The sequence below is a fragment of the Azohydromonas lata genome, from assembly GCF_034427735.1.
GTDB classification, from domain to species: domain Bacteria; phylum Pseudomonadota; class Gammaproteobacteria; order Burkholderiales; family Burkholderiaceae_C; genus Azohydromonas; species Azohydromonas lata.
In genome coordinates this window covers 91,672-112,731 of sequence record NZ_JAXOJX010000011.1, presented here as the reverse complement: position 1 = coordinate 112,731, position 21,060 = coordinate 91,672, and the positions used below count along the sequence as shown (strand labels likewise).

Here is a 21,060-nt window from a genome sequence, read left to right as displayed (position 1 = left end):
CAGGCATTAGCCTGCACTTACGCCATAAGCACCTTGTCTATATTTTTCCGGGATTTGGCTGGACTTGTTTCGCACACTTGAATGCTTGCAAGCGGACCTGTCGTGACAGGAAGAATTTGTGTGCCGAGGGTGCGCCACAGCAGGTGACCGATACCGTGACCGCACACCCATCAAACAGCGACCGCCAACTGCAAGCCGTGAGGTACGGGAAAGGGAGGGGGTGAATGTTGAACGGACAAGTGCTGTACACAATGTTCAGTGGCGTAGCGAAGGCGTGTTCCGGCGGGAATCCCGCTTGGGCTGCGGGCCGCAGCGTCCACGGAGCAGGGCTGTGAGCGCGGTGCATATAACCGTCGTGGACGACGATCCCGACATTACGCAGCTGCTGGCGAACTACCTGCAGCCCCATGGTTTTCGAGTGAGCCAATTGCATGATGGTGCCGCGCTGATGGCGCTCATGGCGGCTGATGCACCGCAACTTGTGCTGTTGGACTTGGGGCTGCCGGGTGAGGATGGATTTGCCATCGCACGGCGGCTGCGTGAGCACTGGCACTGCGGGCTGGTCATCGTTACCGGGCGTCGTGACTCGGTGGACAAGGTGGTGGGCCTAGAGATTGGCGCTGACGACTACGTCACCAAGCCTTTTGATTTGCGCGAGCTGCTGGCGCGGGTGAAGGCGGTGCTGCGGCGTGTGGCGCCCACGGACGACCCGCCGGTGACTGCGCAGGCTTTGGCGCCGTCTGCGTCGCGCTCACGTTACCGCTTTCAGGATTGGAAGCTGGACACCGCCGCCCGCCGGCTGCTTGCCCCTGACGGGCGCGAAGTGACGTTGACCACCGGCGAGTTCGATTGCTGGCGGTGTTCGTTCAGCACCCCGGGCACGTGCTGTCACGCGACTCATTGCTGCAGGCCACGCACCGGCGTGAAGCCGCGCCTTTCGACCGCACGATCGACGTGCAGGTCGGCCGTCTGCGCCGCAAGCTCGAAGACTCGGCCGATGAGCCTCGCATCATCAAGTCGGTGCGTGGCGCGGGCTACCTCTTTGTGCCCAAGATCGAACTGCGCTGAATGCACTGCATCCCCGGTGCCTCGCAATCCATGGCGCTCCACCTTGCACAAACATCGGGTGCGTCGGCCGAAGGGGTCGACGAAGGCATGGTGTACCGCTCCATGTTCACCGCCTCGCCGGACGCGCTGTTGCTGGTGAGTACCGACGGCGACATCGTCCTGGCCAATCCGGCCGCGGCGCAGCTGCTGGGCTACACGGTGCAGGAGCTGCGCGGTCTGAACGTGGACGCATTGGTGCCAGAGGCTGCCCGGTCCCGCCACGCTGGCTACCGCGCCGGCTACGCGCAGCAGCCGCTTTGGCGGCGACGAGCTTCATTACCTGCAGTCGCTGGCCAACCTGCTGGCCAGCAGCTTGCAGCGCGCACATGGCGAAGAGGCGCTGTAGCACGCGCAGCGGCTGGAGAGCGTGGGCCAGCTCACCGGCGGCATTGCGCACGACTTCAACAACCTGCTCACGGTCATCCAGGGCAATCTGCAGGTGTTGCAGGATCTGCCTTTGCTGGTCGCGGACAGTTACGGCCAGCAGTTGATGGAGGCGGCGTTGCGGGGCTGCCGCCGTGGTGCGGACCTGACGACCCAGCTGCTGGCGTTTTTGCGCCGCCAGGTACTGCAGCCTCGCGAGGTCGATGCCGCGCAGCTTGTGGCCTCGCTGGCGGAGATGCTGCGGCGCACGCTGGGACAGAGCATCGAGATCGCCGTCGATATCCAGTCGACCCCACCCCTGCTCGCCGACCCGGGCCAGCTCGAGTCCGCGCTGCTCAACATCGCCTCAATGCCCGCGACGCCATGCCCGCGGGCGGGCAACTGCGCTTCAGTTGCCGCGCCTGCGACACGCTGCCGCCTGGAGCGGCGCGCGAGAGCGGGTTGCCGGCAGCTGAGGCGGGCTATGTCGCCATCGCCGTCAGCGACAGCGGCGTAGGCATGCCGGAGTCGGTGCGCGAGCGCGCCTTCGAGCCCTTCTTCACCACCAAGCCCGCGGGCCGCGGCACGGGTCTGGGGCTGAGCACGGTGTACGGTTTCGTGGCCCAGTCGCAAGGCCTGGTGACGCTGGACTCCGCGCCCGGCGAAGGCACGACGGTGACGCTGTACATCCCATGCGTGCCTGTGGCCACGGCGGCTGCGGTGACCGAGACCGTGCAGTGCGCAGCCGCACTGCCGGCTGGACTGAAGGCGCTGCTGGTGGAGGACGACGCTGAGGTGCGCGAGGTGATGCGCAACTTCCTGCTGTCGTTCGGCTGCGAGGTCACGGCCTGTTCAAGCGCCGAGCAGGCCCTGCTGTTGACCCCGCCGGCCGCCTTCGAGCTGCTGGTGAGCGACGTGGTGCTGCGCGCCGGCATGCGCGGGACCGAATTGGTCCGCCGCACCGTGTCGCGCTGGCCAGGGCTGGCCGTGGTGCTGATGACGGGCTACTTCAATCAGCCTGGGACGGCGCAAGATGCCCATCGCCATGCCTGGCGGCTGCTGCAAAAACCTTGCAGTCGCGAGCAGCTTGCGCAGGCGGCGGCGCAGGCGCTGCAGCGGCGCTGAACATGGGCTTTGGTGCAAGCGCCTGGCGAAAGGCGTTACTGCAGCGCAGCCGGCTCAGGCGTCAGGCTGCGTGCGATGTACGCGCCCAGTGCCTGCGAGTCCGCGATCCGCACGTGGCGACGGCCTTTCTCGGCGAAGTTGATCACGCCCTCGCGCACGAGCCTGGACAGCGCGCGGCTCACGCTCTCCAGCGTCATGCCCAGGAAGTTGCCGATCTCGGCGCGAGTCAGGCACAGCGTGATGCGGTCGGTGCGCAGGCCACGCCTGTCCAGCGCCTCGACCCATTGGCGCAGGAAGTCGGCCACGCGAGCGTCGGCCGACAGCGTGCACAGCGACAGGATCGATTCGCGCTCGCGCGCCATCTGGCGGCTCATGGCGGCGTGCAGCATGCCGGTGACGCCCGGCTTGTTCGCCGACAGTGTCAGCAGCGCCTCGTAGTACACGGACCAGACTTCGCCCACGTCCAGCGCCACGGCGTCGCAGGTGTAGGCACCGCTGGCGATGCCATCGAAGCCCAGCCAGTCGCCCTTGAAGTGCAGCCCCACCACCTGCTCGCGGCCATCGGCCGTGATGGTGACCATTTTGAAGAAGCCGGAGTGCAGCACATGCAGCGCCTTGAAGGCTTCGCCGCAGCGGTACACGGTGTCGCCGGCATGCACCAGCCGGCGATGCAGTGGCAGGCCCGACTCGCGCAAACGCTGCAGCGTGTCTGCGATCAGCGCTTGCGTGGCAGCGGCGGGGTCGGCCGCGGACCGGCGAGCCAGGAAAGTGGGGCGCAGGGGCGCCGTGCCTGCGGCAAGCGCGTTGGACGGGGTAGCTGCGTGGAGCATCATCGTGGACACCTGTGTGGGGTGGCAGGTGTACGCAGCATCGCGCCGCAAAGGCAACCGCCCGCCAATGGCATGCGTCTCTCGGTAACGCCGGGTGAACCAACGGTGAACGGGCCGTGACGATGGCCGTGCATACCGCCGCAGCGGTTCACAGCAACGTATGCACCAGCATGGCCTGCAGCAGGAGGCGATGACCGTCCTCGTCATGGGCGGGCGCGCCAGGCCCCTGTGCCTGGTCCCTGTCCAGGTGGGGCAGCAGTTGCGCCAGCGGATGGTCGCGGCGGCCCAGCCCCTCGTACACAGGTATGCCGCTGTCGCGGCGCAGGCTGTGGACCCACTCGGCCGGCAAACCCTCGCAATCCAGCGCGTCATAGAACCGTCCCAGCAGCCGTGTGGCTTCGTGGGCCTGTGGGCCACTGCCCACCTCCAACCCCATGGGCGGTACCCAGGCCACGCGTGCCCCGAGCCCACGCGCGGCGTCCGCCACCACACCCTGGGAAGGGCTGTGCCGGCCCTGGCACAAAAGGCCCAGGTGCTTGCTGTCCAGCAGCTGCGGCACGGAACCAGCCTGCATCATGGTGCGCAGCGTGTGGGCCAGGCGCAGCAGGGCTTCGCCATGATGTGTGGGAGAGGCGTCCTGCGTGAGCAGGGGCGGGACGAAGGGTGAATGCATCGACAAAACGGGCGCCAGTGTTCCGGCGCCCCATCCGTGCAGCTCAGGTACCTGGAACAGGCAAAACTCGGGCGCAGTCAATTGTGTCAGCGGCTGTCCGAACCATGAAATTGCTGGCGGCCACAATTCACACATGAGCCGATTCTTGCAACGCATCCGGCGCCGCAGCGGCATGGCACTGCTGCTGCTGTGCAGTGCGTGCTGGGCCGGACCCTGGGTCCAGGAAGGCCGGCCGGCGCTTGAGGCTCACGAGGCGCTGCAACTGCTGGAGGCCGCCGGTAGCCACGGCCTGGAGCCGCGCGACTATGGCACCGAAGCACTGCTCGGCGCGCTGCAGCGGCTGGAGCAGGCCGCCGACGCCGACACACAGGCTGGCGAGCAGTTCCAGCAAGCGCTGGACACCGCCCTGCAGCGCTACCTGCGCGAGCTGCACGGGGGGCGCGTCGACCCCGCTGCGCTGTACCCGGGCTGGAAGCACCCGGCGCCTGATGCGTTCGACCCCGCCGCGGTACTGGCGGCGGCATTGGCGCAGCACCGACTGCAGGATGCAGTCAATGCCGCCGTGCCACCGCTGCCCCAGTACCAGCAACTGCGCACCGCGCTGGAGCGCTACCGCCGTCTGGAAGCCCACCCGGCATGGGCGCAGCCACTGCCACCGTTGCCGACGCGCCCGCGCAGCCGGGGCTCGGCAGCACTGGAGCCGGGCCATGCCTGGGTCGGCCTGCCGCTGCTGGCGCAGCGCCTGCAGGCACTGGGCGACTTGCCAAGTGGGCCGGTGCCTCCGCGCTACGAGGGCGTGCTGGTGGAAGCGGTGCGGTCTTTCCAGCGCCGCCACGGGCTGCATGCCGACGGCTTGCTGGGCCGCGACAGCCGGGCGGCACTGGAAGTGCCGCCAGCAGCGCGGGCACGCCAGATTGCTCTGACGCTGGAACGGTTGCGATGGACGCCGCTGTTGCGCGCGTCGCGCATGGTGGTGGTCAACCTGCCGGAGTTCGTGCTGCGCGCCTACGAAGTGCGCGCGGGCCGCATCGAGCTGCGGCTGGAAATGAAGGTCATCATCGGCAAGGCGCTGGATACGCGCACGCCGCTATTGGACCAAGACATGCGTGCCATCGAGTTCAGCCCCTACTGGAACGTGCCGCCCTCGATCGCGCGCGGCGAGCTGGTGCCGCGGCTGCGGCGCGATCCGGCGTACTGGGCACGCGAGGGCTTCGAGTTCGTTGCCGCCGACGGCAGCGTGGAGTCCACGCTCACGACGGCGCGGCTGAATGCCGTGCTCGCCGGCGCGCTGCGCATCCGCCAGCGGCCGGGGCCGCGCAACGCGCTGGGCGACATCAAGTTCGTGTTTCCCAACGCCGAGAACATCTACCTGCACCACACGCCGGCGACGGCGCTGTTCGCGCGCGAGCGGCGCGACTTCAGCCACGGCTGCATCCGCGTGGAGCAGCCGGCCGAGCTGGCAGCATTCGTGCTGGAGGGCCAACCGGGCTGGGACGCCGCCCGCATCCGCGAGGCCATGGCCCGGGGCGAGTCCAGCACGCTGCGGCTGCAGCGACCGTTGCCCGTGCTCATCGCCTACGGCACGGCCCTGGTCAAGGGCGGCCAGGCGTACTTCTTCGAAGACCTCTACGGTCACGACCGCGTGCTGGACGCCGCGTTGCACAACCGCCCGGTCCCACCCTTGCCGGAGCCTGCCCGATGAACGCTGATCAAGCGCGACGCGTTTTCTTTCTGCGCCATTGCGGCGCGCTGGCGGCGTAGGCTTCTACCCGCACGAGCAGTTCGTGCACACGGACACGGGCCGTGTGCGCCCCTGGTAGGCTGGCCGCTCGCGCGCGTGACGCAAGGACCGCCGACGGGCAAGCAGCGCCCGCCGGCGGTTTCACTTCAGTCCCCGGCCCCCTCTTCGATCTGAATCCGGTTCACCACCCAGCGCACTCCCGGCGCTGCGCGAACCGTGCCTTCCGCCGCGCAGCGTTCGTGCCAGGAGTGCACTGTTCCCCGTAGCGTCACGGTGCCGCTGGGATGGGCCTGCACTTTGATGTGAAGCGCTTCGCGCTCGGCTTGTCGCACCAGCGCACGCCGAATGCGGTCGTTCAGATCTGGCGGCATGGAGTGATGCTTGAGCGTGATGTCGTTGGACACGCCCACGACGCCCGTGAGGTGGCTGATGGTCTTCTCCACCAGGCGGCGCTGAAACTCCCAGTCCACCTCACCCTGCAGCGTGATCCAGCCCTTGTCCACCATCAGCCGCACGGCGGCGGCGGGCAGCACGGCGAGTTGCTGCAATGCCGCCTGCGCGAATTGGGCGATCTCGGTGTCACTGCGCCGGTGGTTGGGCGCCAGAAGCACGTCCAGCTCCAGCGCATAAGCCTTGACCCCGGCCACGCGCCGCAGCGCCTTCTGCACCGCCCATTTCTGCGCATAGGTCTGCAGGTGGCCCGAGAGCGTGACCACGCCGTGTCCCACTGCCACGCCGATGGTGGTGGCATCCACGGCCGGATCCCATTCCAGCTCGTCCTGCACGTCCTGTTTCAGCTCGGCATCGGTCTTCATGGGCTTCTCCTTGACGACAGGATCGTGTCTCAGGCAGATGTGTCCTGCTGTCTCACCAGCAACACCGGCACCGGCGCACAGCGCACGGTGATCTCGGCATCGCTGCCCATGACCAGGCGACTGACGCCGCGGCGGCCGTGCGTGCCCATCACGATGAGCCGGCAGTCGCGTACCCGAGCCTGCTCGGCGATCACATCGCCAACACGGCCGGAAGCCATCTCGTGCAACAGGGTTTCGCACGGCACGCCGGCCGCCGTGGCGTCGCGGCTGGCCTTGGCCAGCAACTCATTGCCGCGCTTGATGAGGCCTTCGTGGATGTCGGCGATGCTGCTCACGGAGGCCATTTCCACCAGCATCGGGAACTCGTTGACCACATGCAGCAGCACCAGCGTCGCGTGCAGATCGCGCGCCAGGGCCAGCGCCTCACGCAAACCCGACGCGGCGGTATCACTGCCATCCAGGGGAACGAGGATCCTGGAGTACATCGCAATTCTCCTCGTGGGAGCCGTCCAGCGGCGGATGAGGTGCATGGTGACGAGACCCGCGCGGCGCGGGTTGCGAATTCTCAATTCCGGGGTCGATCCGCCCACGATGGCAGGACGACACGACGCCTGCCTCGCGGACGCCGATCCGAAAGCGGAGCCAGGGAACCTCGCTTGGGATGGTCACCCTGGCCCGGCTGCTGGCAACACAGCCGGTGCGCACGCTGCGCGTGCTGTCTCCTTTCGGCTTTGCCTGGGAGCGCATGATCCTGTTGTGCATGCAGACACTCGAAGGCCACCTCACGATGTGCTGGGTGCGGCGGTGGTTCTGGCCGTTCTCGAAGCGGCTGGTCACGCACGGGCGCAGCCTCCCGACCTTCATTCCGGAGGCCAATGCGTTCGCCGTCAGGGCCGCGCAGGCCGCCGGCGGCGTTCCAGTGTCCTCGGTGACCGCAGGAACCGCGTCTTCAACTACCGGAACATGTACATCTGCGACGGCTCCATGCTCGGTGCCAACCTGGGCGTCAACGCATGACGGCTGGCGACGTTCCACCGCCGCTGCAGGTGCGAAACCAGGACATCCGGCTTGTACTGAGGTAGCACGAAGATTTGGCGGATCTCCGAGTTGTACAAATTGCTCAGCACAAGATCGATGATTCGCCAACATCCTGCCAGCGGCAGAGCCGGCTTGGGCAGCGCCAGCGTGAACGGGCGAAGGCGGGTGCCTTCACCCCCCGCTAGGACAAACGCCGCGATGCGCCGTGCAGCCATGTCATCCCCTGCAATACCTGGCCGCGGTTTCCGAGGCGCCCCCGCTCACGTGTGCCCCGCACAGCTCATGGGTCTCCATCATTCGACCTTGAGTTGATTGGTGACCCAGTGCACCCCCGCTGCCGACCGGACGGTACCCTCGGCCGCGCTGCGCTCAGCCCAGGAGTGCACGACGCCGGTGAGCGTCACGCTGCCGTTGCCGCTGGTCTTGATTTCGATGTGGCGCGCCTCGCGTTCCGCCCGCCGCACCAGGGCCTTGCGGATGCGCTCGGCCAAGTCGGGCGGTTGGGGGCGATGCCTGAGCGCGATGTCGTTCGAGACACCAACCACGCCCCTGAGGTGGCTGACGGACTTCTCCACCAGCCGGCGCTGGTAGTCCCATTCCAGCTCGCCCTGGAGCGTCACCCAGCCCTTGTCCACCATCACCCGCACGGCATTGGCGGGAACGGAGGACAACTGCTCCACCGTGGCCTCGGCGGCCTGGGCGATGTCCGTGTCGCTGCGCCTGTGATCCGGCGACAGGCGCACGTCAAGCTCCAGCGCCACGGCCTTGACGCCGGCCACACGCTGCAATGCTTTCTGGATGGCCCACTTCTCGGGATAGGTCAACAGGTGCCCCGAGATCGAGACCACACCGTCCTTGACCGCCACCCCCAACGCCGTGGCGTTCACCGCGGGATCCCAGTCCAGCTCGACCTCGACGTCCTTCTTCAGTTCAGCATCCGTCTTCATAGGTTTCTCCTTGAAGCGCAACCTGCGGCCGCGCCGGCTCAGAGCAGTGCTGCTGCGCTGTCGCGCACCTCGGCACCGGCTCGACACATGGCGTCCAGCGCCTTGGCGCCGTCGCCGGGCTGCACGTCCACCGCGGCTATCGTGTCTCGCAGTACCACCACATCAGACCCAGCGGCAGCGCATCCGGCGTCGTGCGCCGCACGCAGTCGTCGGTGGCCAGGCCGCTTGAACACGCACAGGCCGCGGTTCAACGGCGCAAGCACCCGGTTGCCCAGGGGTGCGGCCAGTGCGCTACCAGGCAGGAAGTCATGCTGCACATCGACGATGGGCAGGGCGTCCCGGCCGTCTCGCTGGTGCGCGCGGCCACCTCGCGCAACAGCTGTGCGCCCATGTTCTCGAAGCGGTCCGGCAACTCGATGGCCCTGGCCACCACCACGCCGGAGTTGACGATCTGCGGTGCGCCAAACGCCCGGTCCAGGATGACGGTGCGTCCGCGCGGGCCAAGGGTCACCTTCACCGCATCGGCCAGGGCAACGGCGCCGCGACGGATCTTTTCACGTGCCTCGTCGCGAAAGAGCAGTTGCTTGACAGCCATGCTTGAACCTCCAATGAAGCGAGCTGCAGGCCGGCTCCAGGGTGTTGCGCGCCTACAGCGTCATCTGTGTGCCTGCAACGCCAGCAAGGCGGCGTCTGTACGGCGGACATGACTCAGCGGCGCTCGGCGGCGATTCGCGTCATGCTCGTGCCTCGGCCGGGGCGCTCATTGAGATTTCGCAAATGCGGCGGATGTCTTGCGACCCGAGAGGACAGCGACCACATTCATCGGTCTTGTCCTGGCGCACCAACAGCATCACACGCCACGCCGCACCCCTGCGTACGGAGTTGATTTTCCGCAAGCCATGCCACACCGGCCGGCCTAGATTGGAAGTGTCCTGTCTGCCGCGGCGCGCAGTGACGTGAGTTGATCCGCAGGCCACGGTTGCATTTGCATCCTAGAAAGTGGCCCATGGAAAGGAGTTCCCAATGACTGCTCTGACCCCGCTGTCGCGTTTCGACGACCTGTTCTCCGAGTTCCGCCGCCTGCTGCCCTCATTGGCCCAAGGCGCCGAGATCATGGGCATGGGCGACATCCGCCTGGACGTCGAGGAAAAGGACAAGAGCTACGCCGTGTGCGCCGAGCTGCCCGACGTGAAGAAGGAGGACATTCGGGTCGAAGTGGACGGTAACCGCGTCGGCATCCATGCCGAAATCCGCAGGCACACCGAGGAAAAGGACCCGAAAGACAAGGCCCGCGTGCTCATGCGCGAGACCTACCGGGGCAGCATCTCGCGCAGCTTCACGCTGCCCAGCGAGATTGATGAGGCCGGCGCGGCAAGGAGAAAGTGAATGAATTCCGTGGCTTCCATCCTGGTGCACGTCGATGCACTGCCGCGCAGCCGCATGCGGCTGGAGCTGGCCCAAACGCTGGCGCAGCGTCTGGACGCGGCGGTACAGGCACTGTATGCCGTCATGCCGACGGTGCTGGAGGAAACGACGCCGTTTGCAGACAACGGCGTTTTCATGCCGGGCATGCTGGAGACCGACTTCCAGCGCCGCGATCTGGCGCGCGCACTGGTCGATGCCGCGCAAGGTGATGGGACGCACGTGCGCTGGGCCGAGCTGAGTCCGCTGCACGCCCTGTATCCCGGCTTCGTGCACGAATGCTTTCATCACGACCTGGTGGTGCTGGGCCAGTACGACGGCAGCGATCCTGCAGGCGCCGGTGTGCCGCCGGACTTCGTGCCGTCGGTTGTCGTGGACAGCGGCAAACCCGTGCTGGTCGTGCCTTGGGCAGGCGACTTCGACGACGTAGGCCATCGGGTGCTGATTGCCTGGAAGCCCACTCGCGAGGCGACCCGCGCGCTGTCCGCCGTGCTGCCCCTGTTGCAGCCGGGCGCGACGGTTCACGTGGCGGGCTGGGACTGCGATCCTGAGGAGATACGGCTATTCCTGCTGCGCCACGGCATTGAAGCGACCTGTTCACGTGAGCGGGCGGCTGAAGTCCGGGTGGGGGAGGACGTGCTTTCGCGCGCGGCCGACCTGAACGCGGACCTGCTGGTGATGGGCTGCTACGGCCACACCCGAGCGCGTGAATTGCTGCTGGGCGGCGCCACGCGCACGGTGCTGACGTCCATGACGCTGCCCGTGCTGATGGCGCATTGACGCCGCTGCAACGGGTGGTCGGCATGAGCGAGCAGAGATTCACCGAGGCCGTATTGCGCCGCTATGCGTGGACCATCTCGATTTCATAGGGCATTTGCGCCTGGACGTGGAGCGCACCGTGACCGGGCCCAGCCTGCTGGACGAGCAGGGTCCCGCGCTCATCGCGGTCAACTATTCCTATACGCCATTTGCGCAGACGCGCTACGACAACGCATTGCGCCTGAATTCCAGCTCGCCCCTACAGGCCAGCTTGTCCCAGAGGTTGGTGTTCAGGTACGAAAACGCCACGGCCGAGCAGGGCAGTGGAATCTTCCGCGTGGAGGTGCAAGCGCAAGGCTTCACGTTTGCCAAGCCGGCGCTGCATGCGCTGTCGCTGGCGGCGCCTGTTCCTGAGCCCGGCAGCGCCGTGCTCGCACGGTGTGGTCTTGGCGTGGGGGCCGGTGCAGCGCGGTACACGCGGCGGCGCCAAGGCGGATAGGGCGGCCCAACCCTTGCAGGCCAGGCATGGCGCGGCGCGCATGCCCTGGCACGCGCGCTCTTTCAGCCGCGTGGAAAACCCTGCTCGAACTGGTGGACGCCATGCATGAGCGCCTCCTCCAGGCCCGGCGCCTCCTTGAGCAGATCGTGGTGCGTGAAGACCACCGCATGCGCGGCCTCGATGAGGGTGTCGATCACGGCGGTCGGGTCGCTCACCTCACAGGCGCGCGCCAGATCCACCAGGCCCAGCCGCGCGGCAAAAATCGACTTTCCGCCCGCGAGCTTCAGGGCCAGCGTGTCACCGGGCAGGTACAGCGTGGTATTGACGATGTCGAAGGCGGGGCTGAGCTGCACGTCGCCGCTGCCCGGCCAGGTGTAGGTCAGCCCGAAGTTCTTGAGGTGCGCGTCGCCGTTGCCGAGCATGCACGACAGCGCCACGCTGCTGAAGAGCTCGCGCAGCGAGCGCCGCAGGTGCGCCGCGTCGGCGTAGAGCCGCACCGCCTTGGCCACCATCTCGTAGGAGCCTTCGTACTTCTGCAGCGGCGTGCGCCCGGTGAGGACCGCGAAATCCTCGAAGCCCAGCGGCGCGCCGTCGGCTGTGCGGTCGAAGCGGCGCATGACGAACAGCTGCCGGTTGTCCGAGAGGAAGAACTCAGGCGTGCGCAGCCCGGCCTCGCGGGCGATGGACATGCAGACGAACTCGTTGACCGCCAGGTGCGGGAACTCGTCCTGGCCGCTCTTGACGATGAGGTTGTTGGTCAGCGTCGTGACCTTGCCGCCCTTGAGCGTGGCCTCGGGCACCAGCACCTTGGGCTGCACGCCGGAGATGCCGGAGCTCATAACGTACTTGTCGAAGAGCTCGTCGAACAGATCCTGCGCACCGTCCCAGGCCAGGATCTGCGCCAGGCTCTCGCCCGGCTCCGTGACGCCGTCCTTGGCGCTGTCGTTGTCGAGCAAGCAGCGCAGCCGTCCAATGGGCGCTTTCGCGCCGGTGAGCGACAGCAGCAGCATCGGGTCCACGGCGGTGGTCTTGGCCAGCCGGTAGCGGATCGCTTCGAGCACCCGGCCCTCGGGCAGGTTCATCTGGAAGATCGGGGGCAGTTCGCGCGATTCGTAGGGCCGGGCGCGGTGCGGCATCGACAGGCACACCTCGGTTGTCGGCTGCGTGCCGGGCGTGCTCAGCCAGTAGCCCGAGGCATCGTGGCTGAGGCTGGCGCACCAGCCTTGGGGCGCATGGACCTGCAGTTGGCGCACCGTCACCGGAACGTCTCCTTGAGCTCCTCGAACACCGGACGCCGGTAGGCCTCCAAGGCGAGCTGAAGGCCCAGGCTGCGGGCGACCCGGGCGTACGCGCCGATGGCCACACTGGCTGAGCCGCGTTCGATGTCGATGACGCGCAGCCGCGTCACGCCTGCCATCTCGGCGAGTTGCTGCTGGCTCAGGCCGCGATGAATGCGGGCCTCGCGCAGCGACTGGCTCAAGCTGTGCAGCAGCGGGTCCGGCTCGGAACGGGCAGTGGACGACATGTATGAAAAATCATACTCTAACCTCAAAAAGTATGCTATTTCATACACGAGGATCGAAAATGACCTGCGCCGCACGACCCGGCTACTGCGCAGCGCCAAGGTCGGCTGGCCTTGCATTTGGGCGGCGGGGCCGCCCGTGGTGCGGATGGACTTGGCGCCACACACCCGCGGCGGCCAAGTGCGCTGTGCGTGAAAACGGATACGAACCCTGCAACCTCAGATAGCTCGACGCCGGCATCCACGCAAGCCTGCACGGTGCCAAGTGCAACCACAGCTGAGCGGCCTGCCTTGCAGACGCCAAGCAGCCCGGCTCGTTGCGAACCGGCTGGGCGCACACGTTGGACAGCGCGTCGATTCCGGTTTCCCACTGGCCATCGGCAAGAGGCGTAGAGCCATGGCCACTTCCCTCAGGCTTGGGCGTGCGCGGCCGCACGGCCTGATGCTGCTCGCAGCGTGCCTGGCTACCCCATTGACCGCCGTGACGACAGGCGCAGCACACGCGGCCGTGAGCGGCACGGTCGTGGGCTGGGGCGCCAACGACTCGGGCCAGAGCAGTGCTCCGAGTGGACTGCACGACGTCGTGGCCGTCGCCGCTGGCGCCTACCACACGGTGGCGCTCAAGCGCGACGGCAGCGTAGTGGCCGGGGAGCCAGCTGGACATCCCTGCCGGGCTGCGTGACGTAATGGCCATCGGCGCCGGGCACTTCACCTCACTGGCGGTGCGCAGCAGCTACCGCCAATGCCCGCACCGACGAGGTCGAGCATAGTTGGCCTGCGCTTGTTTTGAGGCCGTACCCTGCTTCGCGACCAGCCACAAGGTCGAAGATGCCCGCGCAACACAACATGTGAACGCCAACCAGCTGTTGGTTCGACGGCGGGATGGCATTCCCATAACGCCAGCGGTGAGCCTGCGCTGTCAATTGGCTGGCAGTCTCCACTATTGAGCCGGCACTAATGAACTTGAATCAGGCGGCATAGCGAACCGGCTCGTGCTCGAAATAGCTGCGGATGCGATCGGGCTGGCGCTGCACGCTGCGCAGGTGCTGCGCGGTGGCCTTGACCAGTTGCAGCTTCGTGCGCGCCGGCGCCAACTTCGTGACGGCCAGCTTCAGGTCCGCGTTGGCCATTTCGTCGGGATTGAGCTCGGGGCTATAGCTTGGCAAATAGAACACCTCGATGGCTTCACGGTGCTTGGCCAGCCATGCTTTGACGGGCTTGGCATGGTGGACGCGCAAGTTGTCCACGATCAGGAAGATTTTCTTGGGCGCGCCCTTGATGAGTCGGCGCAGGAAGTCGATGAAGATGGTGGCGTTGAGCGCGCCATCGAAGATCTTCCAGCGCATCTGGCCGCGGTTGGTGACGGTGGAGATGACCGACAAGCCATGGCGCTTGTTGTTCACACGCACCACCGGCGTCTGCCCCTTGGGAGCAAAGCCGCGGCCACGCACGTCATCACTGCGCAGCCCGCTTTCGTCTCCCCAGTGGATCTCAGCGCCTTCGGCCTTGGCGCGCGTGGCGACGACGGGGTAGTCCTCTTGCAGCCACTTGCGCACGGCCGCGGGCGACTGCTCGTAGGCCTTCTTCATGGGCTTTTGGGGCGTGAAGCCCCAGCGTGACAGGTACAGCCCCATCGTGCGCACGGGCAGCCGGATGCCAAAGCGCTGCTCGATGAGTTGTGCCACTGCTTGGCGCGTCCACAGCGCGTAGACCATCTTCAACTGGTCCGGTGTCTTGTCGGCAATCAGGCGTTGCACCTCGTGCTCCTGGCTGGCGTCGAGCCGGCGGTGCTCGCCGAGCTTGCGGCCTGCCTCGGCGTCGTGCAGTCCATCAGCACCCTTGGCCGCGTGGCGCTTGCAGATGTCGAACACGCCCGTACGACTCAGGCCCGTAAACGCTGCGATCTCGTCGTAGGTGTGCTCCGCCTCACGCAGCCGAATGACCTGCGCGCGCCTCTCGTGTCGCGCCTCGCGCGACAGCGACCTCATGTCCATTACCTTCATCACCGCGCGATCATGACGCGGCAAGATTTCAAGAACATTACTGCCGGCTCAATAACTTGCTCAAAGTGACTGGGTGCGTGGGCTATCTGCCGCTGCTGTGGTCCGGGATGGGGTAATTGAATGGACGCCTCCACTCGACAGCGTTCGCCAGCCCACAGACAGCGCGCTCCCTGGTAGAGGGAATTGGAGCAACTGGGCAACCGCATGGTGGTGGCCTGCCGGACAGCGGCAATGGCGACTCGCCGGTGCAGCAGGCGGTGAAGCGCGTACGACCACATCTCCCAGCTCTAGCAGCAGTTGCAGTAGCCCGGCAGGGCTGCTGCGACGGCGAGGTTCCCGCGCGCCCCCCGCCGTACGGCATGCCGCCAGAGCATGCGACGCATGAGAACTTGTCGTTTGAGCCGGACGGGCACAGTTCCTAGCATCTGCGCCATCGACACCCTCGGCCTGCTCGCAACGACAGATGGACCCCTGCGCTTCCACGCCCCAGCCCGTCTCCTTCCCCGCTGCGGACGGGTACCGGCTCAACGGTTTCGCCTGGCAGCATCCCAGCCCCGCTCGGGAGCGCTCGGTGGTCGTGATCAACCCGGCTACCTCGGTGCGCTGCCGCTACTACGCGCGCTTTGCCGCCTTCCTGCATGCGCACGGCTTCGACGTGCTTTGCTACGACTACCGCGGCATCGGCGAATCGCGCCCGCGCAGCCTGCGCGGCTTCGAGGCGGGGTGGATCGATTGGGGCCGGCTGGACTTCGAAGCAGCACTGCAGTTTGCGTTGTGCCGTTTCCCGGGCCAGCCGATGCAGGTCGTGGCGCACAGCGTTGGCGGTTTCTTGATCGGGCTGGCTGCCTCCAGCCACCGTGTCTCGCGCGTGTTCACCATGGGCGCGCAATACGCCCATTGGCGCGACTACCACCGCGCCGGGCGCCTGCGCCTGCTGCTGAAGTGGCACGTGGTGATGCCGGCGCTGACCGCCGTGCTGGGTTACTTTCCGGGCCGGCGCCTGGACTGGCTGGAAGACACGCCGCGTGGCGTGGTGCGTGACTGGACCGCACCATATCCGCGCTTCGAGGACAACTGGCGCCGCGGCGCGCTGGTGCTGCCGCAGGCCGAGCTCGACGAGTTGGTGGAGCGCTTCGCAGCGGTGCACGGCGCGACGCTGGCACTGAGCCTGAGTGATGACGAGTTCGGCACGGTGGATGCGGTGCAACGGCTGCTGCGCTACTACCGCAACAGCGCGCGCACGCACCTGCACCTGAGGCCCGAGAACATTGGCCAGGCACAGGTGGGCCACTTCGCCTTTTTCCACAGCCGCTTCGAGCACAGCCTGTGGCCGCTGGCGCTGGAGTGGTTGCGCTACGGGCGGCTGCCGGCGCAGCCGCGGGGCGAGATTTTTACGCTGCCGCCGGGCACGCCTGCGCCGCCGCAGCCGGTGCGCCAGGTCGCGTAGCGGCGGCGCAAGGACAGCCGCTCAACATCCGACGGCCTGCGCCTCGGCACGGATCCAGTCTATGAACTCCCGAACCTCCGTCGCCGGGTTCGCCTCGGCTTGAATTAACCAGTACTCCACCGGGGCGGTTTGCGGCGCGCCAAGCGCGACCAGCCGCCCGTCGGCAAGCATCGGTGCGATCAGTGCGCGCCGCCCCAGTGCGATGCCCTGGCCGGCCACGGCCGCGTGGATGAGCTGGTCGTACTGGTTGAAGCGGAGCACGCCGCGCGGATGCAGCGCCTTGCAGCCCTGGCGCTCCAGCCAGTGGCTCCATTGCAGCCAGGGCCGGTAGGGGCCGTCGAACTCCAGCAGCACCTGCGCCTGCACACTCTGCGGCGCCGACAGCGCCGCAAGGCCCAGCGACGGGTGCGCCACCGGCACGATCTCTTCGCCGAACAGGCGCTCCGCGCCCGCCGGCATGGCCTCGCGCGCGCCGTAGCGGATCGCCAGGTCGATGCCCTCGGCCTGCAATTCCATCGAGCGGCTGTTGGCCGAAACGCGCACCTCGATGTCAGGATGCCGCTGCAAGAAGGCGCCCAGCCGTGGCATCAACCACAGCCCGGTCACGCCGATGGTGGACGTCAGCGTGACCATGCGCCGCCCGGTGCGTCCGGTCAGCGCGCCCACCACGTCCTGCAACTGCTGCACCGCGCTGTCGGCGCTGCGGAACAGCCGCTCGCCTTCAGGCGTGAAAGCAATGCTGCGGTGGCCACGTACCAGCAGCTTCAAACCCAGCGCCTCCTCCAACGCCAGGATCTGGCGGCTGACCGCCGATTGCGTCAGGCAGAGGTCCTGCGCCGCCAGCGTGATGCTCATGCGGCGCCCGACCGCAACGAAACCGCGCACGAGGTCCAGCGAGGGGAGGCGGATCAGAGGTGGTGACATTCCCTAAACGCATGCGTTGCTGACCAAGAACTCGTTTGATGCGCTCTTGTGCCGCCAGTGTAATGGCCGCATTCGACAACGCGGGCGCCGAGCGTGCGGGCCGGGCAGGAGCATGGAATGACTGCAGTACAGGAATGTGAAGCGACCCAGCGCGGCCGACCGTGGACCATCGTCGTGGCCGGCGGGCTGGTGATGGGCCTGGAGCTCGGGGTACGACATGCGCAGGGCATCTTCCTGGTGCCGATCACGCTGGATCACGGCTGGCCGCGGGAAGCCTTCGGCTTTGCCCTCGCGGTACAGAACCTGGTATGGGGCCTGGCTCAACCGTTCACCGGCATGGTCGCGGACCGCTACGGCTCGCGCTGGATGGTCGTCGCCGGGCTGCTCTGCTACGCGGCAGGCCTGGTGCTGATGTCTCTCGCTCCCACACCGGCGGCCTTCACGCTTTCAGCCGGACTGTGCATCGGCATGGCGCTTTCGGGCACTGCATTCGGCACGGTATACGGCGCGCTTAACCGCCTGGTGGTGCCGCAGCAGCGTAGCTGGGCGCTGGGTATGGCCGGTGCGGTGGGTGGGCTGGGGCAGTTCCTGGTGCTGCCCTTGTCGCAGGGGCTGATCGCGCAGCTCGGCTGGGCCGGGGCGCTGGCAGCGCTGAGCCTGCTGTGCGCGCTGCTGCTGCCCTGCGCGAAGCCGCTGAACGACCACCCGGCCACTGCGGGGCCGGGCCAGCAACGGCTGTCCAGCGCCTTGCGCGAGGCCTTTGGACATCGCGGCTTCTGGCTGCTCAACCTGGGGTTCCTGGCCTGCGGCTTTCAGCTTGCGTTCATTGCCGCGCACTTGCCGGCCTACGTGCTGGACCGGGGCCTCTCGGCCCGCCACGCCGTGGCTGGTCTGGCACTGGTGGCGCTGGCCAACGTCGCGGGCACCTACGTGCTGGGGAGCCTGGGCGGTAGGTACCGTCGCAAGCACCTGCTGGCCGGTGTCTACCTCGCGCGCTCGCTGGCAATGGCCGCCTTCGTGCTGCTGCCGCTGAGCCCATGGAGCCTGTACGCCTTTTGCGCAGTCATGGGCTTTCTTTGGCTAGGGACGGTGCCGCTGACCAACGGCTTGGTGTTGCAGGTATTCGGCGTGCAATACATCGCCACGCTGTTCGGCTTCGTGTTCTTCGGACACCAGTTGGGCGCGTTCCTGGGCGTATGGCTCGGCGCGGCGGTGTTCGATGCGACGCGCTCCTATGACGTGATCTGGCTGGCCGGCATCGGCCTGGGGCTGCTGGCCGCGCTGCTGCACTGGCCCATTGACGACCGGCCGCTCGTGTCTGCCACGCCGGCTGCCGCATGAGGCTTGTGCGTCGACTTGCCCTGGCCGTCGCGCTGGGCGCCGCCGTGGCCTGGGCTTTCAGCCAATGGTTGCGCCCGGAACGCCTCTTTGACCTCTTGGCCAGCCTTTCGTTCTGTCGCTAGAGGGTGCTATGAACTTTGGGCTTGCCTGAGCGGCTATGGTCCCATCTTGGCTGGATGAGCAGGAAGCCGTACCCGAGTGACTTGAGCCAGGAGACATGGGAGGTCGTGGCCCCGTACCTCACGCTGCTGAAGGAGCACGCGCCACAGCGCGAACACAGCTCGCGCGAGGTATTCAACGCGCTGCGCTGGTTGGCCCGGGCCGATGCGCCGTCGCGCATACTGCCCAGCGACTTTCCACCCTGGGCAGCCGTGCACCAGCAGTTCCGGCGCTGGAGCGAAGTGGGCTGCTTCGAGGCGGCGTGCGGCCATGCGTTGGAGCTGTTTTCCCGTACAGTTCAAGCTGGCCCGTCGCTTGACGGACCGCGTGCCAGCGACCTATGCAGTTCTCCTGGGCGCCAGGCATCTGTTGGAAGGAGCATGTTCATGGACGCTATCCAGGGTGAGCAGTGGATGCAGCGATTGGCGTCGATTCATCCCTCCGGTCTGCGGCACGAAGGCAAGCTGCTGGCACATGACCATGCGGCGCTGGTGTACTGGTCGCGGCAGGAATTTCTCGACACGATCGTGCCATTCCTGGTGGATGGAATCCGCGCTGGCGATCTGGTCGTCCACATTGCTCACGACGAGCCCCTGGCGCCCGTTGTTGACGCGTTGGCAGACGCCGGCATCGACGTGGCTTCTGCCGCCGCGCAGGGTCGGCTCATGCTGCTGAGCGCCCAGCAAGCGTTCGCTCCAAACGGCCGCTTTGACCTTGAGGCGGCCACCGCAGGCATCAAGGCCATGATCGAAGCGGCACAACTTGATGGCGCCCGCCAAGTGCGGTTCTCCGTGGACATCAGCTACGTGCTCTCGGGCACGCCGGGCATCGAGGACTTCATGGTGCTCGATGCGCGGGCCAATGACGACATCTTTCCCAGCCAGCCCTTCATCTGTGTCTGCGCGTACAACGCCGCGCGGGGCTCAAATCACATGGTCGAGGACATGTTCTTGACCCACCCGCTGGTATTCGTGCGCGGCATTCCGATGGCCAATCCTTACTACCAGCTGTGGGCGCAGATCTCGTCCCGCGCCGACTACCTGCAACGCTGGAAGGCGCGATACAGCGCGGTGGCCTCTGGTGCAGCCACCTGAGCCTGCCAACCGGCCTGCGCCAGCTGCCCAGCCAGTCGAAGGCGACGGTACCGCTTCGCCCTTTGAGCAACTGCTGCAACGGCGCAATCAGATCGAGAGCATCCTGCAAGTCGTCGTGGGCGACGATGGCGTCGTCGTCCAGGACTTCACCGGGCGCATCGTCTACGCCAACGAGCCAGCGGCCCGGCTGCTGGGTGACGACACCGTAACGGCGCTGCTGCGCACGCCCAGCGCCGACTTGCTGGCTCACCTTGTCATCCACGATGAGGCCGGGCGGGACGTTTCGGGCGAACTGCCTGGCACGGCCATCCTTCGAGGCTCCCCACCCGGTGAACGGACGCTGCGCATTCGCAACGCGGCGGCGCGCGAGCGCTGGGTGACGGTGCGCACCTTGGCCATGCGCGACGACCGTGGGACCGTGGCCACGAGCGTGAGCATTTTTCGGGACGTCACCGAGCAACGGCGCACGGCCGAGTTCCGCGAGAACCTGCTGGGCATTGCGAGTCATGACCTGAGGAACCCTCTTTCGGCCATCTCGACGGCAGCCGCTGTGCTGGCCCGGTTTCCGGACCGGCTGGACTCCTCGACAGCGGCAAAACTGGTGCGCCAGATCCAAACCTCTACCGACCGGGCCACCCGGCTGGTTCGCGACCTGCTCGACTTGACACAGGCCCAGCTCGGCGGCGGCATACCGGTTGCTAGGCGGGAGGTTGATGTCGAGGCGCTGGTAGCCGGCGCAGTCGAAGAGGTCACGACGGCCTTGCCTGACCGCACCATGGTGCTCAACTGCTCCCAAGCCGGCACGGCGTATTGGGACCCTGACCGGATCAGCCAAGTACTGGGCAATTTGCTGAGCAACGCCATGACCTACGGCACCCCCGACAAGACCATCACCGTGGACGTGTGCCCGGCACTGTCAACGGTCGCGATTGCCGTCCACAACCATGGCCCGGCCATCGCTGCTGATGAACTGCCGCGGGTCTTCGAGCCGTTCATGCGAGGCGTGACAGCACCCAACCCGCAGCGCAGCGTGGGACTTGGCCTATATGTGGTCAAGGAAGTCGTTGCCGCTCACGGTGGCACCGTGAGCGTCATGTCGGGGCCCCACAGCGGTACCAAGTTCACCGTCATCCTGCCGCGGCAGCTGTAACACGCTGATCCAGGCAGTGCCGTAGAGATTTGACGCTCAAGACACATCGGATGGAGCCAACACCGTTCCAATCGATCGGCACAACGCCCTGTGCAGGGTTG

The 21,060-nt window shown here is 66.9% G+C and carries 23 protein-coding genes and 5 pseudogenes; 17 read left to right on the top strand and 11 right to left on the bottom strand.

Annotated features, from left to right (window positions below; genetic code table 11):
- Positions 1–118: 118 nt before the first annotated feature.
- From SM757_RS09395 to SM757_RS09375, 5 genes and pseudogenes are all read left to right on the top strand, one after another.
- Positions 119–616: pseudogene (locus SM757_RS09395) on the top strand (response regulator); the annotation flags it as partial.
- Positions 617–882: 266 nt separating this feature from the next.
- Entirely contained in the window at positions 883–1,068 is a 186-nt protein-coding gene (locus tag SM757_RS09390; protein ID WP_322465220.1) for a winged helix-turn-helix domain-containing protein, read from the top strand.
- Positions 1,069–1,329, top strand: a pseudogene (locus SM757_RS09385) (PAS domain S-box protein); the annotation flags it as partial.
- A 145-nt stretch (positions 1,330–1,474) separates the two neighbouring features.
- Positions 1,475–1,987 (top strand): sensor histidine kinase, encoded by a 513-nt coding sequence (locus tag SM757_RS09380; RefSeq protein ID WP_322465233.1) that lies wholly within the window; start codon positions 1,475–1,477, stop codon positions 1,985–1,987.
- Positions 1,933–2,595 carry an ATP-binding protein gene (locus SM757_RS09375; protein ID WP_407655748.1) on the top strand — a complete coding sequence of 221 codons (663 nt, stop codon included), beginning with the start codon at positions 1,933–1,935 and terminating at the stop codon, positions 2,593–2,595. Before SM757_RS09380 ends, SM757_RS09375 begins: the two co-directional genes overlap by 55 nt.
- A 35-nt stretch (positions 2,596–2,630) precedes the next feature.
- On the opposite strand, the gene SM757_RS09370 is transcribed toward SM757_RS09375, so the two are convergent.
- Together SM757_RS09370 and SM757_RS09365 are read right to left on the bottom strand one after the other, a co-directional pair.
- A complete protein-coding gene (locus tag SM757_RS09370; RefSeq protein ID WP_322465219.1) occupies positions 2,631–3,428 on the bottom strand; it encodes a Crp/Fnr family transcriptional regulator in 798 nt (265 codons plus the stop codon).
- Positions 3,429–3,573: 145 nt separating this feature from the next.
- Positions 3,574–4,098 carry a Rossmann-fold NAD(P)-binding domain-containing protein gene (locus SM757_RS09365; RefSeq protein WP_322465218.1) on the bottom strand — a complete coding sequence of 175 codons (525 nt, stop codon included), beginning with the start codon at positions 4,096–4,098 and terminating at the stop codon, positions 3,574–3,576.
- Between the two features lie 133 nt (positions 4,099–4,231).
- Here SM757_RS09365 and SM757_RS09360 point away from each other — a divergent pair, with 133 nt between their 5' ends.
- The gene (locus tag SM757_RS09360; RefSeq protein ID WP_322465217.1) at positions 4,232–5,800 is read left to right on the top strand and encodes a L,D-transpeptidase family protein; all 1,569 of its coding nucleotides are present in this window, start codon (positions 4,232–4,234) and stop codon (positions 5,798–5,800) included.
- 37 nt (positions 5,801–5,837) lie between these two features.
- Complete coding sequence (locus SM757_RS09355; RefSeq protein ID WP_322465231.1) at positions 5,838–5,918, top strand: DUF882 domain-containing protein; 81 nt, start codon at positions 5,838–5,840, stop codon at positions 5,916–5,918.
- A 67-nt stretch (positions 5,919–5,985) separates the two neighbouring features.
- On the opposite strand, the gene SM757_RS09350 is transcribed toward SM757_RS09355, so the two are convergent.
- Both SM757_RS09350 and SM757_RS09345 read right to left on the bottom strand, forming a co-directional pair.
- Positions 5,986–6,654, bottom strand: a complete 669-nt coding sequence (locus tag SM757_RS09350; protein ID WP_322465216.1) for a BON domain-containing protein — start codon at positions 6,652–6,654, stop codon at positions 5,986–5,988.
- Between the two features lie 29 nt (positions 6,655–6,683).
- Positions 6,684–7,184: a universal stress protein gene (locus tag SM757_RS09345; RefSeq protein WP_322465215.1), complete on the bottom strand. Its 501-nt coding sequence runs from the start codon at positions 7,182–7,184 to the stop codon at positions 6,684–6,686.
- 140 nt (positions 7,185–7,324) lie between these two features.
- Between SM757_RS09345 and SM757_RS09340 the strand changes: the two are divergent.
- A pseudogene (locus SM757_RS09340) lies at positions 7,325–7,665 on the top strand (cholesterol oxidase); the annotation flags it as partial.
- On the opposite strand, the gene SM757_RS09335 reads toward SM757_RS09340, so the two are convergent.
- The 3 genes and pseudogenes from SM757_RS09335 to groEL form a co-directional block, all read right to left on the bottom strand.
- Complete coding sequence (locus tag SM757_RS09335; protein ID WP_322465214.1) at positions 7,608–7,907, bottom strand: sugar phosphate nucleotidyltransferase; 300 nt, start codon at positions 7,905–7,907, stop codon at positions 7,608–7,610. The pseudogene SM757_RS09340 and the gene SM757_RS09335 sit on opposite strands and share 58 nt — an antisense overlap.
- Before the next feature lie 78 nt (positions 7,908–7,985).
- Positions 7,986–8,639 carry a BON domain-containing protein gene (locus tag SM757_RS09330; protein ID WP_322465213.1) on the bottom strand — a complete coding sequence of 218 codons (654 nt, stop codon included), beginning with the start codon at positions 8,637–8,639 and terminating at the stop codon, positions 7,986–7,988.
- Between the two features lie 337 nt (positions 8,640–8,976).
- A pseudogene (groEL, locus tag SM757_RS09325) lies at positions 8,977–9,234 on the bottom strand (chaperonin GroEL); the annotation flags it as partial.
- Positions 9,235–9,662: 428 nt separating this feature from the next.
- On the opposite strand from groEL, the gene SM757_RS09320 reads away from it, so the two are divergent.
- The 3 genes from SM757_RS09320 (at position 9,663) to SM757_RS09310 (ending at position 11,319) form a co-directional block, all read left to right on the top strand.
- Positions 9,663–10,025, top strand: coding sequence for an Hsp20/alpha crystallin family protein (locus SM757_RS09320; protein WP_322465212.1), 363 nt, complete (start codon positions 9,663–9,665; stop codon positions 10,023–10,025).
- Entirely contained in the window at positions 10,026–10,841 is an 816-nt protein-coding gene (locus tag SM757_RS09315) for a universal stress protein (protein WP_322465211.1), read from the top strand.
- Positions 10,842–10,908: 67 nt separating this feature from the next.
- The gene (locus SM757_RS09310) at positions 10,909–11,319 is read left to right on the top strand and encodes a hypothetical protein (protein ID WP_322465210.1); all 411 of its coding nucleotides are present in this window, start codon (positions 10,909–10,911) and stop codon (positions 11,317–11,319) included.
- Positions 11,320–11,381: 62 nt separating this feature from the next.
- Here SM757_RS09310 and SM757_RS09305 read toward each other — a convergent pair whose 3' ends face one another.
- Positions 11,382–12,578, bottom strand: coding sequence for a type II toxin-antitoxin system HipA family toxin (locus tag SM757_RS09305; RefSeq protein ID WP_322465209.1), 1,197 nt, complete (start codon positions 12,576–12,578; stop codon positions 11,382–11,384).
- Positions 12,575–12,844, bottom strand: a complete 270-nt coding sequence (locus tag SM757_RS09300) for a helix-turn-helix domain-containing protein (protein WP_066342355.1) — start codon at positions 12,842–12,844, stop codon at positions 12,575–12,577. Before SM757_RS09300 ends, SM757_RS09305 begins: the two co-directional genes overlap by 4 nt.
- Before the next feature lie 394 nt (positions 12,845–13,238).
- Here SM757_RS09300 and SM757_RS09295 point away from each other — a divergent pair, with 394 nt between their 5' ends.
- Positions 13,239–13,523, top strand: a complete 285-nt coding sequence (locus SM757_RS09295) for an RCC1 domain-containing protein (RefSeq protein WP_322465208.1) — start codon at positions 13,239–13,241, stop codon at positions 13,521–13,523.
- Between the two features lie 286 nt (positions 13,524–13,809).
- On the opposite strand, the gene SM757_RS09290 is transcribed toward SM757_RS09295, so the two are convergent.
- On the bottom strand, positions 13,810–14,844 hold the full coding sequence (locus tag SM757_RS09290; protein WP_322465207.1) for an IS630 family transposase: 1,035 nt from the start codon (positions 14,842–14,844) through the stop codon (positions 13,810–13,812).
- Positions 14,845–15,307: 463 nt separating this feature from the next.
- Here SM757_RS09290 and SM757_RS09285 point away from each other — a divergent pair, with 463 nt between their 5' ends.
- Positions 15,308–16,291, top strand: coding sequence for an alpha/beta hydrolase family protein (locus tag SM757_RS09285; protein WP_322465206.1), 984 nt, complete (start codon positions 15,308–15,310; stop codon positions 16,289–16,291).
- A gap of 21 nt (positions 16,292–16,312) precedes the next feature.
- On the opposite strand, the gene SM757_RS09280 is transcribed toward SM757_RS09285, so the two are convergent.
- The gene (locus SM757_RS09280; RefSeq protein ID WP_322465205.1) at positions 16,313–17,215 is read right to left on the bottom strand and encodes a LysR substrate-binding domain-containing protein; all 903 of its coding nucleotides are present in this window, start codon (positions 17,213–17,215) and stop codon (positions 16,313–16,315) included.
- Positions 17,216–17,332: 117 nt separating this feature from the next.
- Between SM757_RS09280 and SM757_RS09275 the strand changes: the two genes are divergently transcribed.
- The 4 genes and pseudogenes from SM757_RS09275 (at position 17,333) to SM757_RS09260 (ending at position 20,959) form a co-directional block, all read left to right on the top strand.
- Positions 17,333–18,556 carry an MFS transporter gene (locus SM757_RS09275; protein WP_322465204.1) on the top strand — a complete coding sequence of 408 codons (1,224 nt, stop codon included), beginning with the start codon at positions 17,333–17,335 and terminating at the stop codon, positions 18,554–18,556.
- A 176-nt stretch (positions 18,557–18,732) separates the two neighbouring features.
- Positions 18,733–18,975: pseudogene (locus SM757_RS09270) on the top strand (transposase); the annotation flags it as partial.
- Between the two features lie 120 nt (positions 18,976–19,095).
- On the top strand, positions 19,096–19,809 hold the full coding sequence (locus SM757_RS09265; RefSeq protein ID WP_322465230.1) for an MEDS domain-containing protein: 714 nt from the start codon (positions 19,096–19,098) through the stop codon (positions 19,807–19,809).
- Entirely contained in the window at positions 19,796–20,959 is a 1,164-nt protein-coding gene (locus tag SM757_RS09260; protein ID WP_322465203.1) for a PAS domain-containing sensor histidine kinase, read from the top strand. The genes SM757_RS09265 and SM757_RS09260 overlap by 14 nt, the downstream gene beginning before the upstream one ends.
- Positions 20,960–21,060: the final 101 nt, after the last annotated feature.